12 protein-coding genes, 3 tRNA genes and 1 pseudogene are annotated in these 15522 nt (G+C 73.1%); 10 read left to right on the top strand and 6 right to left on the bottom strand.

The window, feature by feature from the left end:
• Positions 1-8 precede the first annotated feature (8 nt).
• A complete protein-coding gene (locus ABT403_RS26685) occupies positions 9-404 on the top strand; it encodes a hypothetical protein (RefSeq protein WP_344155857.1) in 396 nt (131 codons plus the stop codon).
• Here the strand turns inward: ABT403_RS26685 and ABT403_RS26680 are convergent.
• The gene (locus ABT403_RS26680; protein WP_344155859.1) at positions 401-1093 is read right to left on the bottom strand and encodes an esterase/lipase family protein; all 693 of its coding nucleotides are present in this window, start codon (positions 1091-1093) and stop codon (positions 401-403) included. The genes ABT403_RS26685 and ABT403_RS26680 overlap by 4 nt on opposite strands.
• A 221-nt stretch (positions 1094-1314) precedes the next feature.
• Between ABT403_RS26680 and ABT403_RS26675 the strand changes: the two genes are divergently transcribed.
• From ABT403_RS26675 to ABT403_RS26660, 4 genes are all read left to right on the top strand, one after another.
• Entirely contained in the window at positions 1315-2352 is a 1038-nt protein-coding gene (locus ABT403_RS26675) for a rod shape-determining protein (RefSeq protein ID WP_344155861.1), read from the top strand.
• The gene (locus tag ABT403_RS26670) at positions 2349-3992 is read left to right on the top strand and encodes a sensor histidine kinase (protein WP_344155863.1); all 1644 of its coding nucleotides are present in this window, start codon (positions 2349-2351) and stop codon (positions 3990-3992) included. Before ABT403_RS26675 ends, ABT403_RS26670 begins: the two co-directional genes overlap by 4 nt.
• Before the next feature lie 95 nt (positions 3993-4087).
• Positions 4088-5434: a carboxyl transferase domain-containing protein gene (locus ABT403_RS26665; RefSeq protein WP_344155865.1), complete on the top strand. Its 1347-nt coding sequence runs from the start codon at positions 4088-4090 to the stop codon at positions 5432-5434.
• A gap of 164 nt (positions 5435-5598) precedes the next feature.
• The gene (locus ABT403_RS26660; RefSeq protein ID WP_344155868.1) at positions 5599-6138 is read left to right on the top strand and encodes a GNAT family N-acetyltransferase; all 540 of its coding nucleotides are present in this window, start codon (positions 5599-5601) and stop codon (positions 6136-6138) included.
• Positions 6139-6157: 19 nt separating this feature from the next.
• Here ABT403_RS26660 and ABT403_RS26655 read toward each other — a convergent pair.
• Positions 6158-6418 (bottom strand): annotated as a pseudogene (locus ABT403_RS26655) (esterase-like activity of phytase family protein); the annotation flags it as partial.
• A gap of 51 nt (positions 6419-6469) precedes the next feature.
• Positions 6470-7723: an MFS transporter gene (locus ABT403_RS26650; RefSeq protein WP_344155871.1), complete on the bottom strand. Its 1254-nt coding sequence runs from the start codon at positions 7721-7723 to the stop codon at positions 6470-6472.
• 213 nt (positions 7724-7936) lie between these two features.
• On the opposite strand from ABT403_RS26650, the gene ABT403_RS26645 reads away from it, so the two are divergent.
• Positions 7937-9115 (top strand): carboxylate-amine ligase, encoded by a 1179-nt coding sequence (locus tag ABT403_RS26645; RefSeq protein WP_344155874.1) that lies wholly within the window; start codon positions 7937-7939, stop codon positions 9113-9115.
• Between the two features lie 178 nt (positions 9116-9293).
• Here ABT403_RS26645 and ABT403_RS26640 read toward each other — a convergent pair.
• From ABT403_RS26640 to ABT403_RS26630, 3 genes are all read right to left on the bottom strand, one after another.
• Positions 9294-9370 (bottom strand) — tRNA-Ile (locus tag ABT403_RS26640).
• Positions 9371-9554: 184 nt separating this feature from the next.
• Positions 9555-9627 (bottom strand) — tRNA-Asn (locus tag ABT403_RS26635).
• A gap of 5 nt (positions 9628-9632) precedes the next feature.
• Positions 9633-9705, bottom strand: a tRNA-Asn gene (locus ABT403_RS26630).
• Positions 9706-9851: 146 nt separating this feature from the next.
• On the opposite strand from ABT403_RS26630, the gene ABT403_RS26625 reads away from it, so the two are divergent.
• The 4 genes from ABT403_RS26625 (at position 9852) to ABT403_RS26610 (ending at position 15468) form a co-directional block, all read left to right on the top strand.
• The gene (locus tag ABT403_RS26625) at positions 9852-10151 is read left to right on the top strand and encodes a YtxH domain-containing protein (RefSeq protein ID WP_344155877.1); all 300 of its coding nucleotides are present in this window, start codon (positions 9852-9854) and stop codon (positions 10149-10151) included.
• 40 nt (positions 10152-10191) lie between these two features.
• Positions 10192-11628, top strand: a complete 1437-nt coding sequence (locus tag ABT403_RS26620; RefSeq protein WP_344155880.1) for an FGGY family carbohydrate kinase — start codon at positions 10192-10194, stop codon at positions 11626-11628.
• Between the two features lie 187 nt (positions 11629-11815).
• Positions 11816-13549 (top strand): ABC transporter ATP-binding protein, encoded by a 1734-nt coding sequence (locus ABT403_RS26615; RefSeq protein WP_344155883.1) that lies wholly within the window; start codon positions 11816-11818, stop codon positions 13547-13549.
• Positions 13546-15468 carry an ABC transporter ATP-binding protein gene (locus tag ABT403_RS26610; protein ID WP_344155886.1) on the top strand — a complete coding sequence of 641 codons (1923 nt, stop codon included), beginning with the start codon at positions 13546-13548 and terminating at the stop codon, positions 15466-15468. Before ABT403_RS26615 ends, ABT403_RS26610 begins: the two co-directional genes overlap by 4 nt.
• Positions 15469-15522 lie beyond the last annotated feature (54 nt).

Raw genomic sequence — 15522 nt, 5'->3', positions numbered from 1 at the left:
TCGGCGGCATGACGACACCGGTGCTCCAAGCGGTCGAGGCGGACGGCACGGCCTGGGACGACCCCTCCGAGGAACAGCTGCACGACCTGCTGGCCGACATGAGCCTCGGGTCGCGGTTCGTCATCGTGCGGCGGCTCGGCCTGGAGCCCGCCGACCAGTACTACATGCAGGTCTTCCTCAACGACGACCTGAGCTACCAGGTGGAGTACCGCGAGGGCGGCCCGGACCGGCACTTCCAGGCCTGGGTGCCCCGTACGCACGAGGTCTTCGCGGTGGAACCCGTGGCCGAGGTGGTCCGGGGCTGGGCCTGTGGGCGGCCCGGCTGGCGCGACGCCCTCTCCTGGGTTCCGTGGTCACCCGAGGAACCCTGCGCCCGGCACCACCCCCTCGCGGACACCCCCTAGGAGCGCAGGAAGGCGCGGACGCCGGCCGAGGTGGCGTCGTCGCCGAGCAGGTCGTTGTGCTTGAGGCAGCCGACCGGCGTGTTCAGGGCCCCCGCGAGCGGGACGCTGGCGTCCGGGTTGACCACCTCGTCGCAGTCCGACCAGAAGGTCGCGTACTTCACCGCGCCGGGGGTCTCGTCGCCGGAGGCGAGGTTCTTCACCACGTAGGAGCCCGGGGTCATGTCCCGGCAGGCCTGGTCCCACAGGGCGCAGGCCCAGGCGGTGGAGGTGCCGTGGTTGGGGCCGGCCAGTGAGACCCAGTGGTCGACGGCCGCCGTCCCGCCGCCGTACTTGACGTACCAGCGGCTGACGAGCGAGCCGAAGGAGTGGCCGACGATGTCCACCCGGGCCGCGCCGGTCTGGCGGCGGACCTCGTCCACATAGGCGGCGAGGCGGCCGGAGAGCACCTCGTTGACGGACTGGTGGGTGTCGTAGCCGAAGGAGAAGAGCTCGGAGTCCGCGTACCCGTCGGCGCGCAGGTCCTCGCGGAGGGAACCCCAGACGCCCGGGTCGGCGTTGTATCCGTGGACGAAGACCACCGGATTGCGGGCGGCGGCGGGCCCGGCGGTCGCGGCCTGGGCTGGGACGGGCGCGAGAAGGGTGAGGCAGAGGGTCAGGAGCGCCAGGAGTTTCTGGCGGGGCGTCAGCATCGGGTCCCCTTTACCTTGTTACGCACGGGTAGCGCGGATGGTGCGCGCATGGTGCTGCCTGTCGGTACAGAAATCCACCCCCGTGCAGCACGCCCGTCCCCTGCGACACGCCCCGGCCGGAGCATTCCAGCAGGCGATATGTCCTATTAACCCGAGAAAATATGGATTGCGACCGGCGTCCGTCGGTCCCTTCTGCACCAGCGCTCTCGGGAGGACCTGCCGTGACCGTCAGTCTTGAGCAGTTGCGCCGCTGCCACGTCGCCGTCGACCTGGGAGCCGCGAGGACCCGCGTCTACGTGAAGGGCGCCGGACTCGTCGTCGACGAGCCCAGCGTCGCCGCCGTCAACACCCGTACCGGCGCCCTCATCGCCGTCGGCACCTTCGCCGAACGGATGACGGGCCGCACGCCCGACTACATCCGCGTCGTCCGCCCCGTCTCCGGCGGCACCGTCGTCGACATCGAGATGGCCCAGCGGATGCTGCGTCACCTCCTCGGCGAGAAGCTGCGCCGCGCCCTGCGCCGCAAGCCCCGGCTGCGCGCCGCCTGCTGCACCCCGCACGACGCCGACCCGCTGGCCCAGCGCGCGGCCGTCGAGACGATGGTCGGACTGGGCGCCCGGCGCGTCGAACTGGTCGACACCCTGATCGCGGCGGCCGTCGGCTGCGGCCTGCCCGTGGAGCAGCCGACCGCGACGATGATCATGGTGTGCGGGGCGGCGGCCACCCAGGTCGCGGTCCTCTCCCTCGGCTCGATCGTCACCGCCGAGCGCATCCCCGTCGGCGGCGAGGCCATCGACCACGCGGTGGTCCAGCACCTGCGCCACGCCCACGAGCTGATGCTGCCGAGCCAGGCCGTCCGTCCCCTCCAGCTGGCCCTGCACGGCAACGGCATCACCCCCGACGGCCCCGCCTCCACCCTGATCCACGGCCGCGACGTGGCCACCGGGCTGGCCCGCTCCGTCCACGTGGACACCGCCGCCGTGCGCGACGCCATCCACACCCCGCTCACAGCCGTCCTCGACGGCATCGGCAAGGTGCTGCGCGACTGCCCGCCCGACCTGGTCGCGGACCTGACGGACCGGGGGATCATGATGGTGGGCGGCAGCGCCCTGCTGCCGGGGCTGGACCAGATGCTGCGGGATTCGACGGGAATGCCCGTGGCCATCGCGGAGCGGCCCGACGTGTGCGCCGTCCTGGGTCTCGGCGCGATGCTCGAAGGGAAGATCGCCCCGATGGTCCTCAACCCGCTGGCCGAATGACGCGGAACCCCGCTGACGGAGACCCGGACGCGGCCCCCGACCGGGAGCCGGGTCCGGGCGGCGGTGCGGCCCCGGAGCCGGGCGGGCTGGTCGCGGACGCGGCTCCGTCCAGCCTCCCGGTGCTGCTGGACGCCGTCCTCAGCGTCGGCTCGGAGCTCGAACTCCAGGCCACCCTCCAGCACGTCGTGGACTCCGCCGCCGACCTGTGCGGGGCCCGCTACGGCGCGCTCGGCGTCGTCGACCCCGAGCGCGGCCGGCTGACCCAGCTGTTCACCTCCGGCATGACCGAGGCCGAACGGGCCGCGATCCCACGGCTGCCCGACGGCCGCGGCGGCGTGCTCGGCGCGCTGATCACCGACCCCCGGCCGCTGCGCCTGGACGACCTCACCCGCGACCCCCGCTCGGCCGGCTTCCCGCCCGGGCACCCGCCCATGCACAGCTTCCTGGGCGTGCCCATCCGCGTCCACACGGAGGTCTTCGGGAACCTCTACCTCACCGAGAAGCGCGGCGGCCCCTTCACCGACGAGGACCTCGCGCTGATGCGGGTCCTGGCCTCACAGGCCGGGATAGCGATCGGCAACGCCCGGCTGTACGAGACCGCGCGCCGCCGGGAGCGCTGGATCGAGGGCGCGGCCGCCGTCACCACCACCCTGCTGGCGGGACGCCCGGCGGCCGACGCCCTGATGTGCGTCGCCGAACGCGCCCGGCTGCTCGCCGACGCTGCGGCCGGCGTGGTGCTCCAGCCGACCCCGGCGGGCGGCATGGAGATCGTCGCCGCCTCCACCCACGGGGACCCCGGCGACCTGATCGGCACGACCATCGCCCCGGGCTCGCCGGTGCTGGTGCAACTGCTGGGCGGGGAACCCGTCTTCATAGAGGACTCCGCGACCGACCCCCGGATGACCACGCACGTGCGCAAGCGCTTCGGGCCGAGCATGATGCTGCCGCTCCAGAGCGGCGGCCAGCTGATCGGCACCCTCGCCCTGCCCAGGGCCCGGGGCGGACGCCCGTACGACGCCGTGGACCGGCTGCTGGCCTCCCAGTTCGCCTCCCAGGCGGCCCTGGCCCTCGTCCTGGCCGACGCGCAGCACGACCGCGAGCAGCTCGCCGTCTACGAGGACCGCGACCGCATCGCACGCGACCTGCACGACCTGGTGGTCCAGCGGCTGTTCGCGACGGAGATGATGCTGGAGAGCACCCGCCGGCGCTCCTCGAACGCCCCGACCGGGGACGCGGAGAACGTCGGCGACGAGCTCAGCCGGGCCGTGGACGAGCTGGACTCCACGATCCAGGAGGTCCGCACGGCCATCTTCGCCCTCCAGCAGCCGCCGACGGACGCGCCGACGACCTTCCGGGGCCGGGTGCTCAGGGAAACCGGCGGGGCCGCCGTCCTGCTCGGCTTCCAGCCGTCCGTGCACTTCGCGGGCGCGGTGGACGCCCTGCTCCCGGACCGCGTGACGGACGCCCTGCTGTCCACCCTCCGCGGCGCCCTTGCGGCGGCCCACCGCCGCAGCGGTGTCACGTCGATCGAGGTCGAGGTCGACGCCACCCCCTCCCGCGTCCGCCTCACGGTCTCGGACGACGGCCACACGGAGACGGGCACCCGGGGGACGACGGTGACGTGGGAGTCGAGGTTGTAGGGGTTGCAGGTCTTGTAGGGGTTGCAGGGCTTGTAGGGATCGCGGCCCGGCGGGAAACGGCTGCCCGCCCAGCCACCCGCGCCTACCCTGGCCGTGTGACGACCCGTCTCTCGGCCCGTGCCGCCATCGCCGCCCTGACCGACCCCGGGAGCTTCGAGGAGTTGCCCGCGCCTCTCGCGGAGTATCCCGACGACGACGGGCCGCTCGGCTGGGAGGGGTACGACGCCTCACGGGCCCGGGCGACCGCGCGGACCGGGGAGCGGGAGTCCGTCGTCACCGGGGCCGCCCGGATCGGCGGCCGCGAAGCCGTGCTCGTCTCCTTCGAGTTCGGGTTCCTCGGCGGCAGCCTCGGCCGGCGTACCGGGGACCGGCTGGAGGCCGCTTACGCGCACGCCCGCGAGCGCCGTCTGCCGCTGGTCTCCCTGATCGCCACCGGCGGGTCCCGTATGCAGGAGGGGATGCTCGCGCTGGCGCAGCTCCAGCGCGTGGCCCGCCAGTGCGTGCTGACCCGGGCCGCCGGGCTGCCCCAGATCGCGGTGCTGCGCGACCCCACCACCGGTGGCGGGTGGGCCACCCTCGGGGCGGGGGCCGACGTGGTGCTGGCGCTGCCCGGGGCGCAGGTCGGCTTCGCCGGGTCCCGGGTGCGGCCGGCCGACGCCGATCCGGCGGCCTACACCGCCGAGGGGCAGTACGCCGCCGGGCACGTCGACGCCGTCGTCCCTGCGGCGCAGCTCCCCTCGGCGGTCGGGGACTGGCTGCGGGTGCTGGCCGCGCCCCGCGCCGCCGGGCCGGTGGAGCCCCCGGCGGCGCTGGGCGGCGTCACGCCCCCGCTGACCGGCTGGGACGCCGTCCGGCAGGCCCGGCGGCCCGAGCGCCCCCGCGCGGAGGCGTACCTGGACGCGTACTTCGAGCTGCGGCTGCCGCTGCGCGGGGACCGCGCCGGGGCCGCCGACCCGGGGATGCTGTGCGGATTCGGGCTGCGGGAGGGCCGGGCGGTCGCGTACGCCGCCCAGTGCGGCACCGCCACCCGCCCGGCGGGCTACCGTACGGCCGCCCGCGTGATCCGGCTCGCGGACCGGCTCGGCGTGCCGGTGCTCACCCTGGTCGACACCCCGGGCGCGGCCAACGACGCCGCCGCCGAGCACGCGGGAGCCGGCCCGGCCATCGCGGACTGCTTCGCGGCGGTCGCGGCGGCCACCGTCCCCGTGACGACCCTGCTGATCGGCGAGGGCGGCTCCGGCGGGGCGCTCGCCCTGGCGGCACCCGGGAACACCTGGGTGACCCCGGACGGCTACTTCTCCGTCATCGCCCCCGAACTGGCGGCGGCCATCCTCAAGCGCCCGCCCGAGGAGGCCCCGGCCACGGCGGACCAACTCCGCATCCGCCCCCAGGACCTGGTCGCCCTCGGCGTGGCCCGGGGCATCGTGGGCCCGCACCCGTAGGCCGGCCCCGGCCCCGAACGTCACGCCCCCACGGCCCTCGGCCGTCACCCCTCCCCCACCGGCGCCGCCCCCACTCGAACCAGGGCCCCGGGGCAGGTCCCGGCGTCCCGTCCGGCCCGGAAATCGCGTGCGCGGCCGCGGGGCGCCCTGACAGGCTTCGCCGCATGGACGTGCGACTCGAACCCTGGTCGGAAGCCGTGCTGGAACTCCTGCGGCAGATCAACACCCCGCAGATGCGCCACCACGTCGGCGGCCCCGAGTCCGAGGAGCAGCTACTCGTCCGGCACCGCCGCTACCTCGCCCTGCCGGAGTCCGGCCGGGGCTGCATGTTCGCCGTCCTGCTCGATGGCGAGATGGCGGGCAGCATCGCCTACCACCGGCGCGACTGGCGGGGCAAGGAGGTCTTCGAGACCGGCTGGAACGTGCTCCCCGCCCACCAGGGCCGGGGCGTGGCGGCCGCGGCCGGCGCCGCTCTGATCGCCGTCGTACGCGGGATCGCGCACCGGCCCGGCAGCCCGCGCGCCCTGCACGCCTTCCCCTCGGTCGAGAACGCCCCCTCGAACGCCCTCTGCAACCGCCTCGGCTTCACCCTCCTCGGCCCCTGCGACTTCGAGTACCCGGCCGGCAGCGGAACCCTGATGCGCAGCAACGACTGGCGCCTGGACCTCACCGCCCCCGCCCCCGCCGGCGGCCCCGAGGCCTGACGAGCCGGCCCCGAAGCCGCTACGGCCGACGCGCCGGGAGCCGTACGTCCACCCGGTACAGCCGGGTGATCGGCTGCGGGAGTTCGTTGTCGAACTCGCGCGTGAAGCCCCGTTCCAGGACGATCAGCCGCCCGTCCCGGACCGCCGCGAGCTCGGCGATCCCGTGGCCCGCGTCGACGGCGTACGCGTACTGGCGGCCCAGGACGAACTCCCCGTCGCCGCGCCGCTCCCAGGTCTGGCTCCGCTGGAGGGTGCGCCCCCGCGCGTCCTTGCCGTCCCCGGCGAGCGGGCGCCTCCAGACCCTCCCGCCACACCTCCGGCCGGCCCTCCCCTACGCCTCCGGCGACCGCGAGTCGTAGCGGGCGAAGGACCGCCACCGCGCGGCCAGCAGCCCCAGCACCACCACGCACGCGAGACCGCCGCCGGTGATGGCGACGGCCGGGGAGGTGAGGTCGGCGACCGTGCCGGCCAGGAAGTCCCCGAGCCGGGGTCCGCCGGCGACGACCACGATGTACACGCCCTGGAGCCGGCCCCGCATCCCGTCCGGGGTCGCGGTCTGCATCATCGTGGAGCGGAACACCATGGAGATGGTGTCGGCGCATCCGGCCAGCGCGAGGAAGAACAGCCCCAGCCAGAGGCTGCGGGTCATCCCGAAGACGGCGATGGCCAGCCCCCACGCCGCCACCGACAGCAGGATCGCCAGCCCGTGCCGCCGGATCCGCCCCTGCCAGCCGGAGAACACCCCGCCGAGCAGCGCGCCCACGGCGGGGGCGGCGACCAGCAGGCCGACGGTCTTGGCGTCGCCGCCGTACCAGAGGACGGCGATGGCCGGGAACAGCGCCGTCGGCTTCGCGAAGATCATCGCCGCCATGTCGGAGAAGAAGTTCATCCGCAGGTTGGGCCTGGTCCCCAGGAAGCGCAGCCCGTCCATCACCGAGGCCCGCCCCTTGCGCCCCTCCGGCAGCATCGCCGGCAGCCGCCACATGGCGTACAGGGCGGCGATGAAGGTCACCGCGTCGATCAGGTAGGCCGCCTGGTAGCCCCACCAGCCGACGATCAGGCCGCCCAGCACCGGGCCCAGCATGGTCCCGGAGGTCATGGTGACGGAGCCCAGCGCGTTGGCGGCGGGCAGCTGCTCGGGCGGGAGCAGCTTGGGGATCATGGCCGAGCGGGCCGGCCCGTTCAGCGCCCCGCAGACGGCCTGGAGGGCGACGACGGTGTAGAGCAGCCAGACCCGGTGGTAGTCGAGCAGGGCCGCGGCGGCCAGGCCCGAGGACAGGACGGTGAGCCCGATCTGGCTGTAGAGGCCGAGCTTGCGCCGGTCCACGGTGTCGGCGATGGCGCCCCCGTAGAGGCCGAAGACGACGAGGGGGACGAGCGAGAAGAGACCGACGAGGCCGACGGAGAAGCTGGAGCCGGTGATCTCGTAGACCTGGAGCGAGATGGCCAGGGCCGTCATGGCCTGGCCCATCCAGGAGATGGTGCCGCCCACCCAGAGCCGCCGGTAGTGGGCAGAGGTGCGCAGCGGGGTCAGATCGGCGAACACGCGTCGCTTCGGTCGGGGCGGGGAGGCGATACCAGTCACACGGGATGCTAACCACCCCTGTCTAGGGCGTCCCTGGAGTCCGGAGCGCGTTCACCCACGCGCAACGTACGACCCACCCGTACCGGGTGTTTCAGGATGGGATCGGGCTTGCCGCTAACTCGCCATTATCACCCGACATTTGACCGGATCGGCCTTGTCCCCGCGCCGCCTGTTCGGCCCATGATGAAAGACTCGTATGTCCAGGGAGGCGTAGTGATCGATCCTGGCAACAGCACCACGAGCACCAGTGACACCGGCCCCGCGGGCCCCAGCCTGCGCACCGCGGACGGTGTCACCACCCCTCTCACGGTCGGGGTCGAGGAGGAGTTCCTGCTCGTCGACGAGCGCACCTTACGGGTGGTCCCGGCGGCGCCGCTCGTCCTGGCCACCGCGGCCGGGCTCCCGGCACAGCTGCACCCCGAGGGGACCCGGTACCAGGTGGAGATCTCCACCCCGGTCGCCGATTCGGCGATCACCCTGCGCGAGGAGCTCGCCACCTTGCGGCGGACCCTCGCCGCGGCGGCCCGCGAGCACGGCTGCCGGCTGCTGGCCGCCCCCTCGCCCGTCGTGGCCGTCGAAGGCCCGCTGCACCTGACCGACGACGAGCCGCGCCAGCGCGAGCAGCACCGCCGGTTCGGCGCGCTGACCGACACCCTGGTCAGCTGCGGCCGCCACATCCACATCGGCACCCTCGACGTGGACACGGCGGTGGCGGTGTCCAACCGGGTCCGTCCCTGGCTGCCCACGCTGATCGCGCTGGCGGCCAATTCCCCCTTCTGGGGCGGCCGTGACACCGGCCACTCCAGCTGGCGGGCGATGGCCTGGTCGGGCTGGCCCTCGGCGGGTCCGCCCCCGCACTTCCCGTCCACGGCCCACTTCCGGCGCTCGGTGCAGACCCTGCTCGGCTCCGGGGCCGCCCTGGACACCAAGATGGTCTACTGGGACCTCCGCCCCTCCGGGAACTGGCCCACGCTCGAGATCCGGGCGCCCGACATGTCCCCGGACATCGACACGGCCGTGCTCCAGGCCGAGCTGGGCCGCGCCCTGGTCTCCTCGGCGCTGCGGGACATCGCGGAGCAGCGGCCCGACCGGCCCGTACGCGACGAGGTCCTGCGCCTCGCGCGGTGGCGGGCGGCGCACGACGGCCTGGAGGGCTTCGGCCTGGACCCGTACACGGGCGCCGAACTCCCGGCGGCCGACCTGGCGGAGGCCCTGCTCGACCTGGTGGCCCCGGACCTGGCCGCCGCCGGCGACCTGGACCACGCGGCCCGGACCCTGGGCGGACTGCTGCGCGCCGGCTCGGGCGCGGCCCGGCAACGGGCGGCCTTCGCCCGCCGTCAGGACCTGACGGACGTACTGCGCCACCTGGTGGAGGAGACCGAGAAGTTCTGACCCCGCCGCCGGGGCCCCGGGGCCGCAGGCGCCGACGCGCGCACCTGCGGCCCCTTCGCCGTGTCGTGGTGCTCCTCACACCCCCGGAACGCACGAGCGCCCCGGCCCAGATGTACTGGGGCGGGGCACTGATGACGCCGACGGCACCTGCCGCAACGTTTCTGCGGGACGGGCCTCGTGGTGGGGCGGGTGGGACTCGAACCCACGGCCGACGGATTATGAGTCCGCTGCTCTAACCGGCTGAGCTACCGCCCCTTCACGGCGTGGCGCGTACATGTGTGCGCGCCGTCTGCCGCAGCATAGCCGCTCATACGATCTCCTGCTTCGGATGCCCCGCAAGATCGGCTTCGCTTGTTCAGAGAGACCGCGCTGAGCGCTGCCCGGTTCCAGGTCCGGGGCAAAAAAGAAGAGGACCCGACCGGGCCCTCTTCCCTTCCTGCTCCCCCGACTGGACTCGAACCAGTAACCTGCCGGTTAACAGCCGGCTGCTCTGCCAATTGAGCTACAGGGGACCGCGCTCCCCCGACTGGACTCGAACCAGTAACCTGCCGGTTAACAGCCGGCTGCTCTGCCAATTGAGCTACAGGGGATTGCTACGGTGCCACGAACAGCCCACCTCCGGCCTTGCCGGGGGGCGAGTGCCCGTTGCGAGTCATAGATTAGCGCAAGCAGGGGGGTGCTCCGCCAATCGGTATCGCCAGCCGGCCGGGCACCGACACGACGAAGGGTGGCAGGCATGCGGTACAAGGTCACGTTCCTCGCCGGAGTGGCCCTCGGCTACGTGGTGGGAACGGCCGCGGGACGCGAGCGGTACGAGGCGATGAGGAAGTCCGCGCGGCGGGTCGCGCAGAACCCGGTGGTGCGCAACGCCGCCGAGACGGCGGGGCAGAGCGGGCGCGCGTTCGCCGGCAAGGCGTTCGCCGCCGTCGGCGACAAGGTCGGCGACGTCCTGCCGCCCTCCGTGGCGAAGCGGGTGCCCGGGCTGCGGGAGCGGGGGCAGGGGTACGAGGACGAGTGGGGAACCAGCAACACCTGACCCTGCTGGTCAGGTCGCCCGGTGGGGCAGAATTCTCCGCATGGGGATAGTCGCCGGGCTGGACAGCTCTTCCGCCTTCACTCGCATCGTCGTCTGTGACACGGACACGGGCGCCGTGCTGCGCCAGGGCTACGCACCCCATCCGCCGTCAGCGGGCGAGCCGGTGCCGGGCGAGAGCGACCCGCAGGCCTGGCTGCTCTCGCTCGGCGAGGCCGCCGGCGGCGGGCTCCTGGAGGGCGTCCAGGCCATCGGGGTCTCCGCGCGGCGCGGCCTGCTGGCACTGGACGCACAGGGCGCCCCGGTCCGGCCCGCCCTGGTCGGCAACGACAAGCGCGGCCAGGTCGCCGCGGCCGACCTGGCCGAGGCCCTCGGCGGCAAGGCCGCCTGGACGGCGGCCGTGGGCTCGGTCCCGCACCCCGCGCAGCCGATAGTGAAGCTCGCCTGGCTGGCCCGTACCGATCCCGAGGCCGCGCGCCGGGTGGCGGTGCTGATGTCCCCGCACGACTGGCTCGTCTGGCAGCTGCTGGGCCGGCCCGCCCGCCGCACCACCGACCGGGCCGACGCCTCCGGGACCGGGTACTGGTCGGCGGCCACCGGCTCCTACCGGCCGGACCTGGTCGAGCTGGCGCTCGGGCACCAGGCGCTGCTGCCCGAGGTGCTCGGCCCGTGCGACGTCGCCGGGGTGACCCCGGAGGGGCTGCTGATCTCCGCCGGGACCGGGGAGACCACGGCGGCCGTGCTCGGGCTGGGCCTGGGGCCGGGGGACGCGGTGGTCTCGCTGGGGGCCACCGGTTCGGTGATGGCCGTGCACCACGAGGCCCTCACCGAGCCGAACGGGCTGATCACCTCCCTCGCCGACGCCGGCGGCATGCACCTGCCGGTGGTGAACACCTCCAACGCCGTACGGACCCTGCGCGGCACCGCCGACATGCTGGGCACCGACCTGGAGGGGCTCAGCATGCTCGCGCTGAAGTCGACGCCCGGTGCACACGGACTCGTACTCCTGCCGTACCTGGACGGCGAGCGCACCCCGAACCTGCCGCACACCGCCGGGACCCTGTCCGGGCTGCGCCGGGACTCGATGAAGCCGGAGCACCTGGCGCGGGCCGCGTTCGAGGGGATGCTGTGCGGGCTGGTGGACGCCCTGGACGTGCTGCGGCACCGGGGCGTGGGGATCCGGCGGGTGTTCCTGCTGGGCGCGGCGGCCGAGCTGCCCGCCGTACAGGCCGCCGCTCCGGGGCTGTTCGGGACGCAGATCGTCGTGCCCGCCCCGGCGGACTACGCGGCGCTGGGCGCGGCCCGGCAGGCGGCGTGGGCGCTCGGGGTGCAGCAGGGCACGCTGGCCCCGCACACCCCTCCGCTGTGGCCGGCCCCGGCCGCGCAGGTCTTCGAGCCGGGCGAGGACTTCGCCGCCTGGCAGGCGGTGCGCCAGCAGTACGTCACCACCCGGGAGCAGCTGCACCCGGGCGCCTTCTGAGCCGCCCGGGACGGGGCGCGCACCGCCCGTCCGACCCCTTGCTGCCGCGAATCCGGGGCGCAAGGGGACCTTGGCACGAGGCGCCCTACTCCTTTTGACCCGGCTTTGCGAAAAGCGGTAGGGATCAGGCCGCCGCTTGGCACAAGATGGAGTGAACCCCCTCGATCTTGCCTACCGGAGCCTGCGCGTGCTCATACGACTTCTGCGGACGTACTTGCGTCCGCACCGGAAACCCATCGCCGCACTGGTGCTGCTGCAACTCCTGCAGACCAGTGCGAGCCTCTACCTGCCCACCCTCAACGCCGACATCATCGACAACGGTGTCGTCAACGGTGACACGGGTTACATCCTGCGCTTCGGCGCGCTGATGCTCGGTGTCTCGCTGGTCCAGCTCACCTGCAACGTCGGGGCCGTCTACTTCGGTGCGCGGACCGCCGCCGCGCTGGGCCGGGACCTGCGGGCCGCCGTCTTCGACCGGGTGCAGAGCTTCTCCGCCCGCGAACTGGGCCAGTTCGGCGCGCCCTCGCTGATCACCCGGACGACCAACGACGTCCAGCAGGTGCAGATGCTGGCGCTGCTGACCTTCACGCTGATGGTCTCGGCGCCGATCATGTGCGTCGGCGGCATCGCGATGGCGCTCTCCCTGGACGTGAAGCTGTCGGGCGTGCTGCTCGCCGTCGTCCCGGTGCTGGGCGCGTCGGTCGGGGCGATCGTCTGGAAGACGCGTCCGCTGTTCCGCCGGATGCAGGTGCGCCTCGACGTGGTCAACCGGGTGCTGCGCGAGCAGATCACCGGCAACCGCGTGATCCGCGCGTTCGTCCGCGACGGCTACGAGGAGGAGCGCTTCCGCGGGGCGAACACCGAGCTGACCGGGGTCTCGCTGGCCTCGGGCCGGCTGCTCGCGCTGATGTTCCCCGTCGTCATCATGGTCGTGAACATCTCCAGCGTGGCCGTCATCTGGTTCGGCGCGATGCGCGTGGACGGCCGGGAGATGGAGATCGGCCAGCTGACGGCCTTCCTCGCCTACCTGATGCAGATCGTGATGGCCGTCATGATGGCCACCTTCATGTTCATGATGGTGCCGCGTGCCGAGGTCTGCGCCGAGCGCATTCAGGAGGTCCTGGACACCGAGTCCAGCGTGGTCCCGCCGGCCGACCCGGTGCGCACGCTGTCCGTGCGCGGGCGGCTGGAGCTGCGCGGCGCCGACTTCCGCTACCCGGGCGCCGAGGCTCCGGTGCTGCGCGGGGTGGACCTGGTGGCCCGCCCCGGCGAGACGACGGCGGTGATCGGTTCCACCGGCAGCGGGAAGTCCACGCTGCTGGGCCTGGTGCCGCGGCTGTTCGACGTGACCGGCGGCGAGGTCCTCGTCGACGGTGAGGACGTGCGCCGGCTGGACCCGCAGCTGCTGGCCAGGACGGTCGGCATGGTCCCGCAGAAGCCGTACCTGTTCTCCGGGACCGTCGCCTCCAACCTGCGCTACGGGCGCCCGGACGCGACGGACGAGGAGCTGTGGCGGGCCCTGGAGGTGGCCCAGGCCAAGGAGTTCGTCTCCGCGCTGGAGCACGGCCTCGACGCGCCCATCACCCAGGGCGGCACGAACGTCTCCGGCGGCCAGCGCCAGCGTCTGGCGATCGCCCGGACGCTCGTGCAGCGCCCCGAGATCTACCTGTTCGACGACTCCTTCTCGGCGCTGGACTACGCGACGGACGCGGCGCTGCGCGCGGCGCTGGCCCGTGAGACGCAGGAGGCGACGGTGGTCATCGTCGCCCAGCGGGTCTCCACGATCCGCGACGCCGACCGGATCATCGTCCTCGACGAGGGCCAGGTGGTCGGCGAGGGCCGGCACCACGAGCTGATGGCCGGCAACGAGACCTACCGGGAGATCGTGCTCTCCCAGCTGACGGAGGCGGAGGCCGCATGAGCGGGCCCGGAGGACGGATGATGACGGGCTCGCCCCAGAGGTCCCTGGACTTCAAGGGGTCGGGCAAACGGCTGCTGGGGCAGCTGGCGCAGGACAAGGCGAAGCTGTGGGGCATGGTCGCTGCCGTGGTCGGCAGCGTCGGCTGTTCGGTGGTCGGGCCGAAGATCCTGGGCGAGGCCACGGACCTGGTGTTCGCGGGCATCGTCGGCCGGGAGATGCCCGCGGGCCTGACCAAGGAGCAGGCGCTGGAGGGGCTGCGTGCCAAGGGGCACGGCGGCATGGCCGACATGCTGGCGGGCACCGACTTCACGCCGGGCGAGGGCATCGACTTCGGGGCCGTCGGGGTCGTGGCGCTGTGGGCGCTGGCGGTGTTCGTCATGGCGGCCCTGCTGATGCTGGTCGCGACGAGGCTGTCGAACCTCGTGCAGAACGGCATGGTGTTCCGGATGCGCGAGGAGCTCCAGGCGAAGCTGTCGCGGCTGCCGCTGTCGTACTTCGACCGGCAGAAGCGCGGTGAGGTGCTGAGCCGGGCGACGAACGACATCGACAACATCGGGCAGACGCTCCAGCAGACGCTGGGTCAGCTGATGAACTCGCTGCTGACGATCGTCGGCGTGCTGGCGATGATGTTCTGGATCTCCCCGCTGCTGGCGCTGGTGGCGCTGGCGACCGTGCCGGTGGCCATGGTGGTCGCGGCGAAGATCGGCAAGAAGTCGCAGCCGCAGTTCGTGGCGCAGTGGAAGAGCACCGGCGCGCTGAACGCGCACGTCGAGGAGATGTACTCCGGCCACGCGCTGGTGAAGGTCTTCGGGCGGCAGAAGGAGTCGGCGGAGCTCTTCGCCGAGCAGAACGAGGCGCTGTACCGGGCCTCGTTCAGGGCGCAGCTGGTCAGCGGCGTCATGCAGCCGGTGATGTTCTTCATCTCGAACATCAACTACGTGCTGGTGGCGGTGGTCGGCGGTCTGCGGGTGGCCTCGGGCACCCTGTCGATCGGTGACGTGCAGGCCTTCATCCAATACTCGCGCCAGTTCTCGATGCCGCTGACGCAGGTGGCCTCGATGGCGAACCTGGTGCAGTCCGGCGTCGCCTCGGCGGAGCGGGTGTACGAGCTGATGGACGCTCCCGAACAGGAGCCGGACGCCGAGGTCCCTGAGCGTCCGGAGGTGCTGCGCGGACAGGTCGTCCTCGACAAGGTGGCCTTCCGCTACGAGCCGGACAAGCCGCTGATCGAGAACCTCTCGCTGCGCGTGGAGCCGGGGCAGACGGTCGCGATCGTCGGTCCGACCGGCGCGGGCAAGACCACGCTGGTCAACCTGCTGATGCGGTTCTACGAGGTGACGGGCGGCGAGATAGCCCTCGACGGGGTGGACATCGCGAAGATGACCCGTGAGGAGCTGCGCTCCGGGATCGGCATGGTCCTCCAGGACACCTGGCTGTTCGGCGGGACCATCGCGGAGAACATCGCGTATGGCGCCGCGCGCGAGGTCACGCGCGCCGAGATCGAGGAGGCGGCGCGGGCGGCCCACGCGGACCGGTTCGTCCGTACGCTGCCCGACGGCTACGACACGGTGCTCGACGACGAGGGCGCGGGTGTCAGCGCCGGCGAGAAGCAGCTGATCACCATCGCCCGGGCGTTCCTGTCGGACCCGGTGATCCTGGTGCTCGACGAGGCGACGAGCTCGGTGGACACCCGTACCGAGGTGCTGATCCAGAAGGCGATGGCGCGCCTGGCGCACGGCCGTACGTCCTTCGTGATCGCGCACCGGCTGTCCACGATCCGCGACGCGGACGTGATCCTGGTGATGGAGAACGGCTCGATCGTGGAACAGGGCACGCACACGGAGCTGCTGGCCGCCGGGGGCGCGTACGCGCGGCTGTACGCGGCGCAGTTCGCGCAGGCGGTGGCCGAGGTCGACTGACCGGCGCCGTGGTGCGAGCGGGTGGGGGCGTCCTTCGGGGCGCCCCCTTCCCGT

The organism is Streptomyces sp. NPDC000075 (genome assembly GCF_040301925.1).
GTDB lineage: Bacteria > Actinomycetota > Actinomycetes > Streptomycetales > Streptomycetaceae > Streptomyces > Streptomyces polychromogenes.
The sequence above is the reverse complement of the archived record's forward strand: the minus strand, read 5'-3'. Positions and strand labels throughout refer to the sequence as shown.

Bases quoted from the DNA above. Each gene is read 5' to 3' on its own strand.
- ABT403_RS26610 (WP_344155886.1), top strand. From the start codon at position 13,546: ATGAGCGGGCCCGGAGGACGGATGATGACGGGCTCGCCCCAGAGGTCC.
- ABT403_RS26680 (WP_344155859.1), bottom strand. From the start codon at position 1,093: ATGCTGACGCCCCGCCAGAAACTCCTGGCGCTCCTGACCCTCTGCCTC.
- ABT403_RS26670 (WP_344155863.1), top strand. From the start codon at position 2,349: ATGACGCGGAACCCCGCTGACGGAGACCCGGACGCGGCCCCCGACCGG.
- ABT403_RS26660 (WP_344155868.1), top strand. From the start codon at position 5,599: ATGGACGTGCGACTCGAACCCTGGTCGGAAGCCGTGCTGGAACTCCTG.
- ABT403_RS26620 (WP_344155880.1), top strand. From the start codon at position 10,192: ATGGGGATAGTCGCCGGGCTGGACAGCTCTTCCGCCTTCACTCGCATC.
- ABT403_RS26625 (WP_344155877.1), top strand. From the start codon at position 9,852: ATGCGGTACAAGGTCACGTTCCTCGCCGGAGTGGCCCTCGGCTACGTG.
- ABT403_RS26685 (WP_344155857.1), top strand. From the start codon at position 9: ATGACGACACCGGTGCTCCAAGCGGTCGAGGCGGACGGCACGGCCTGG.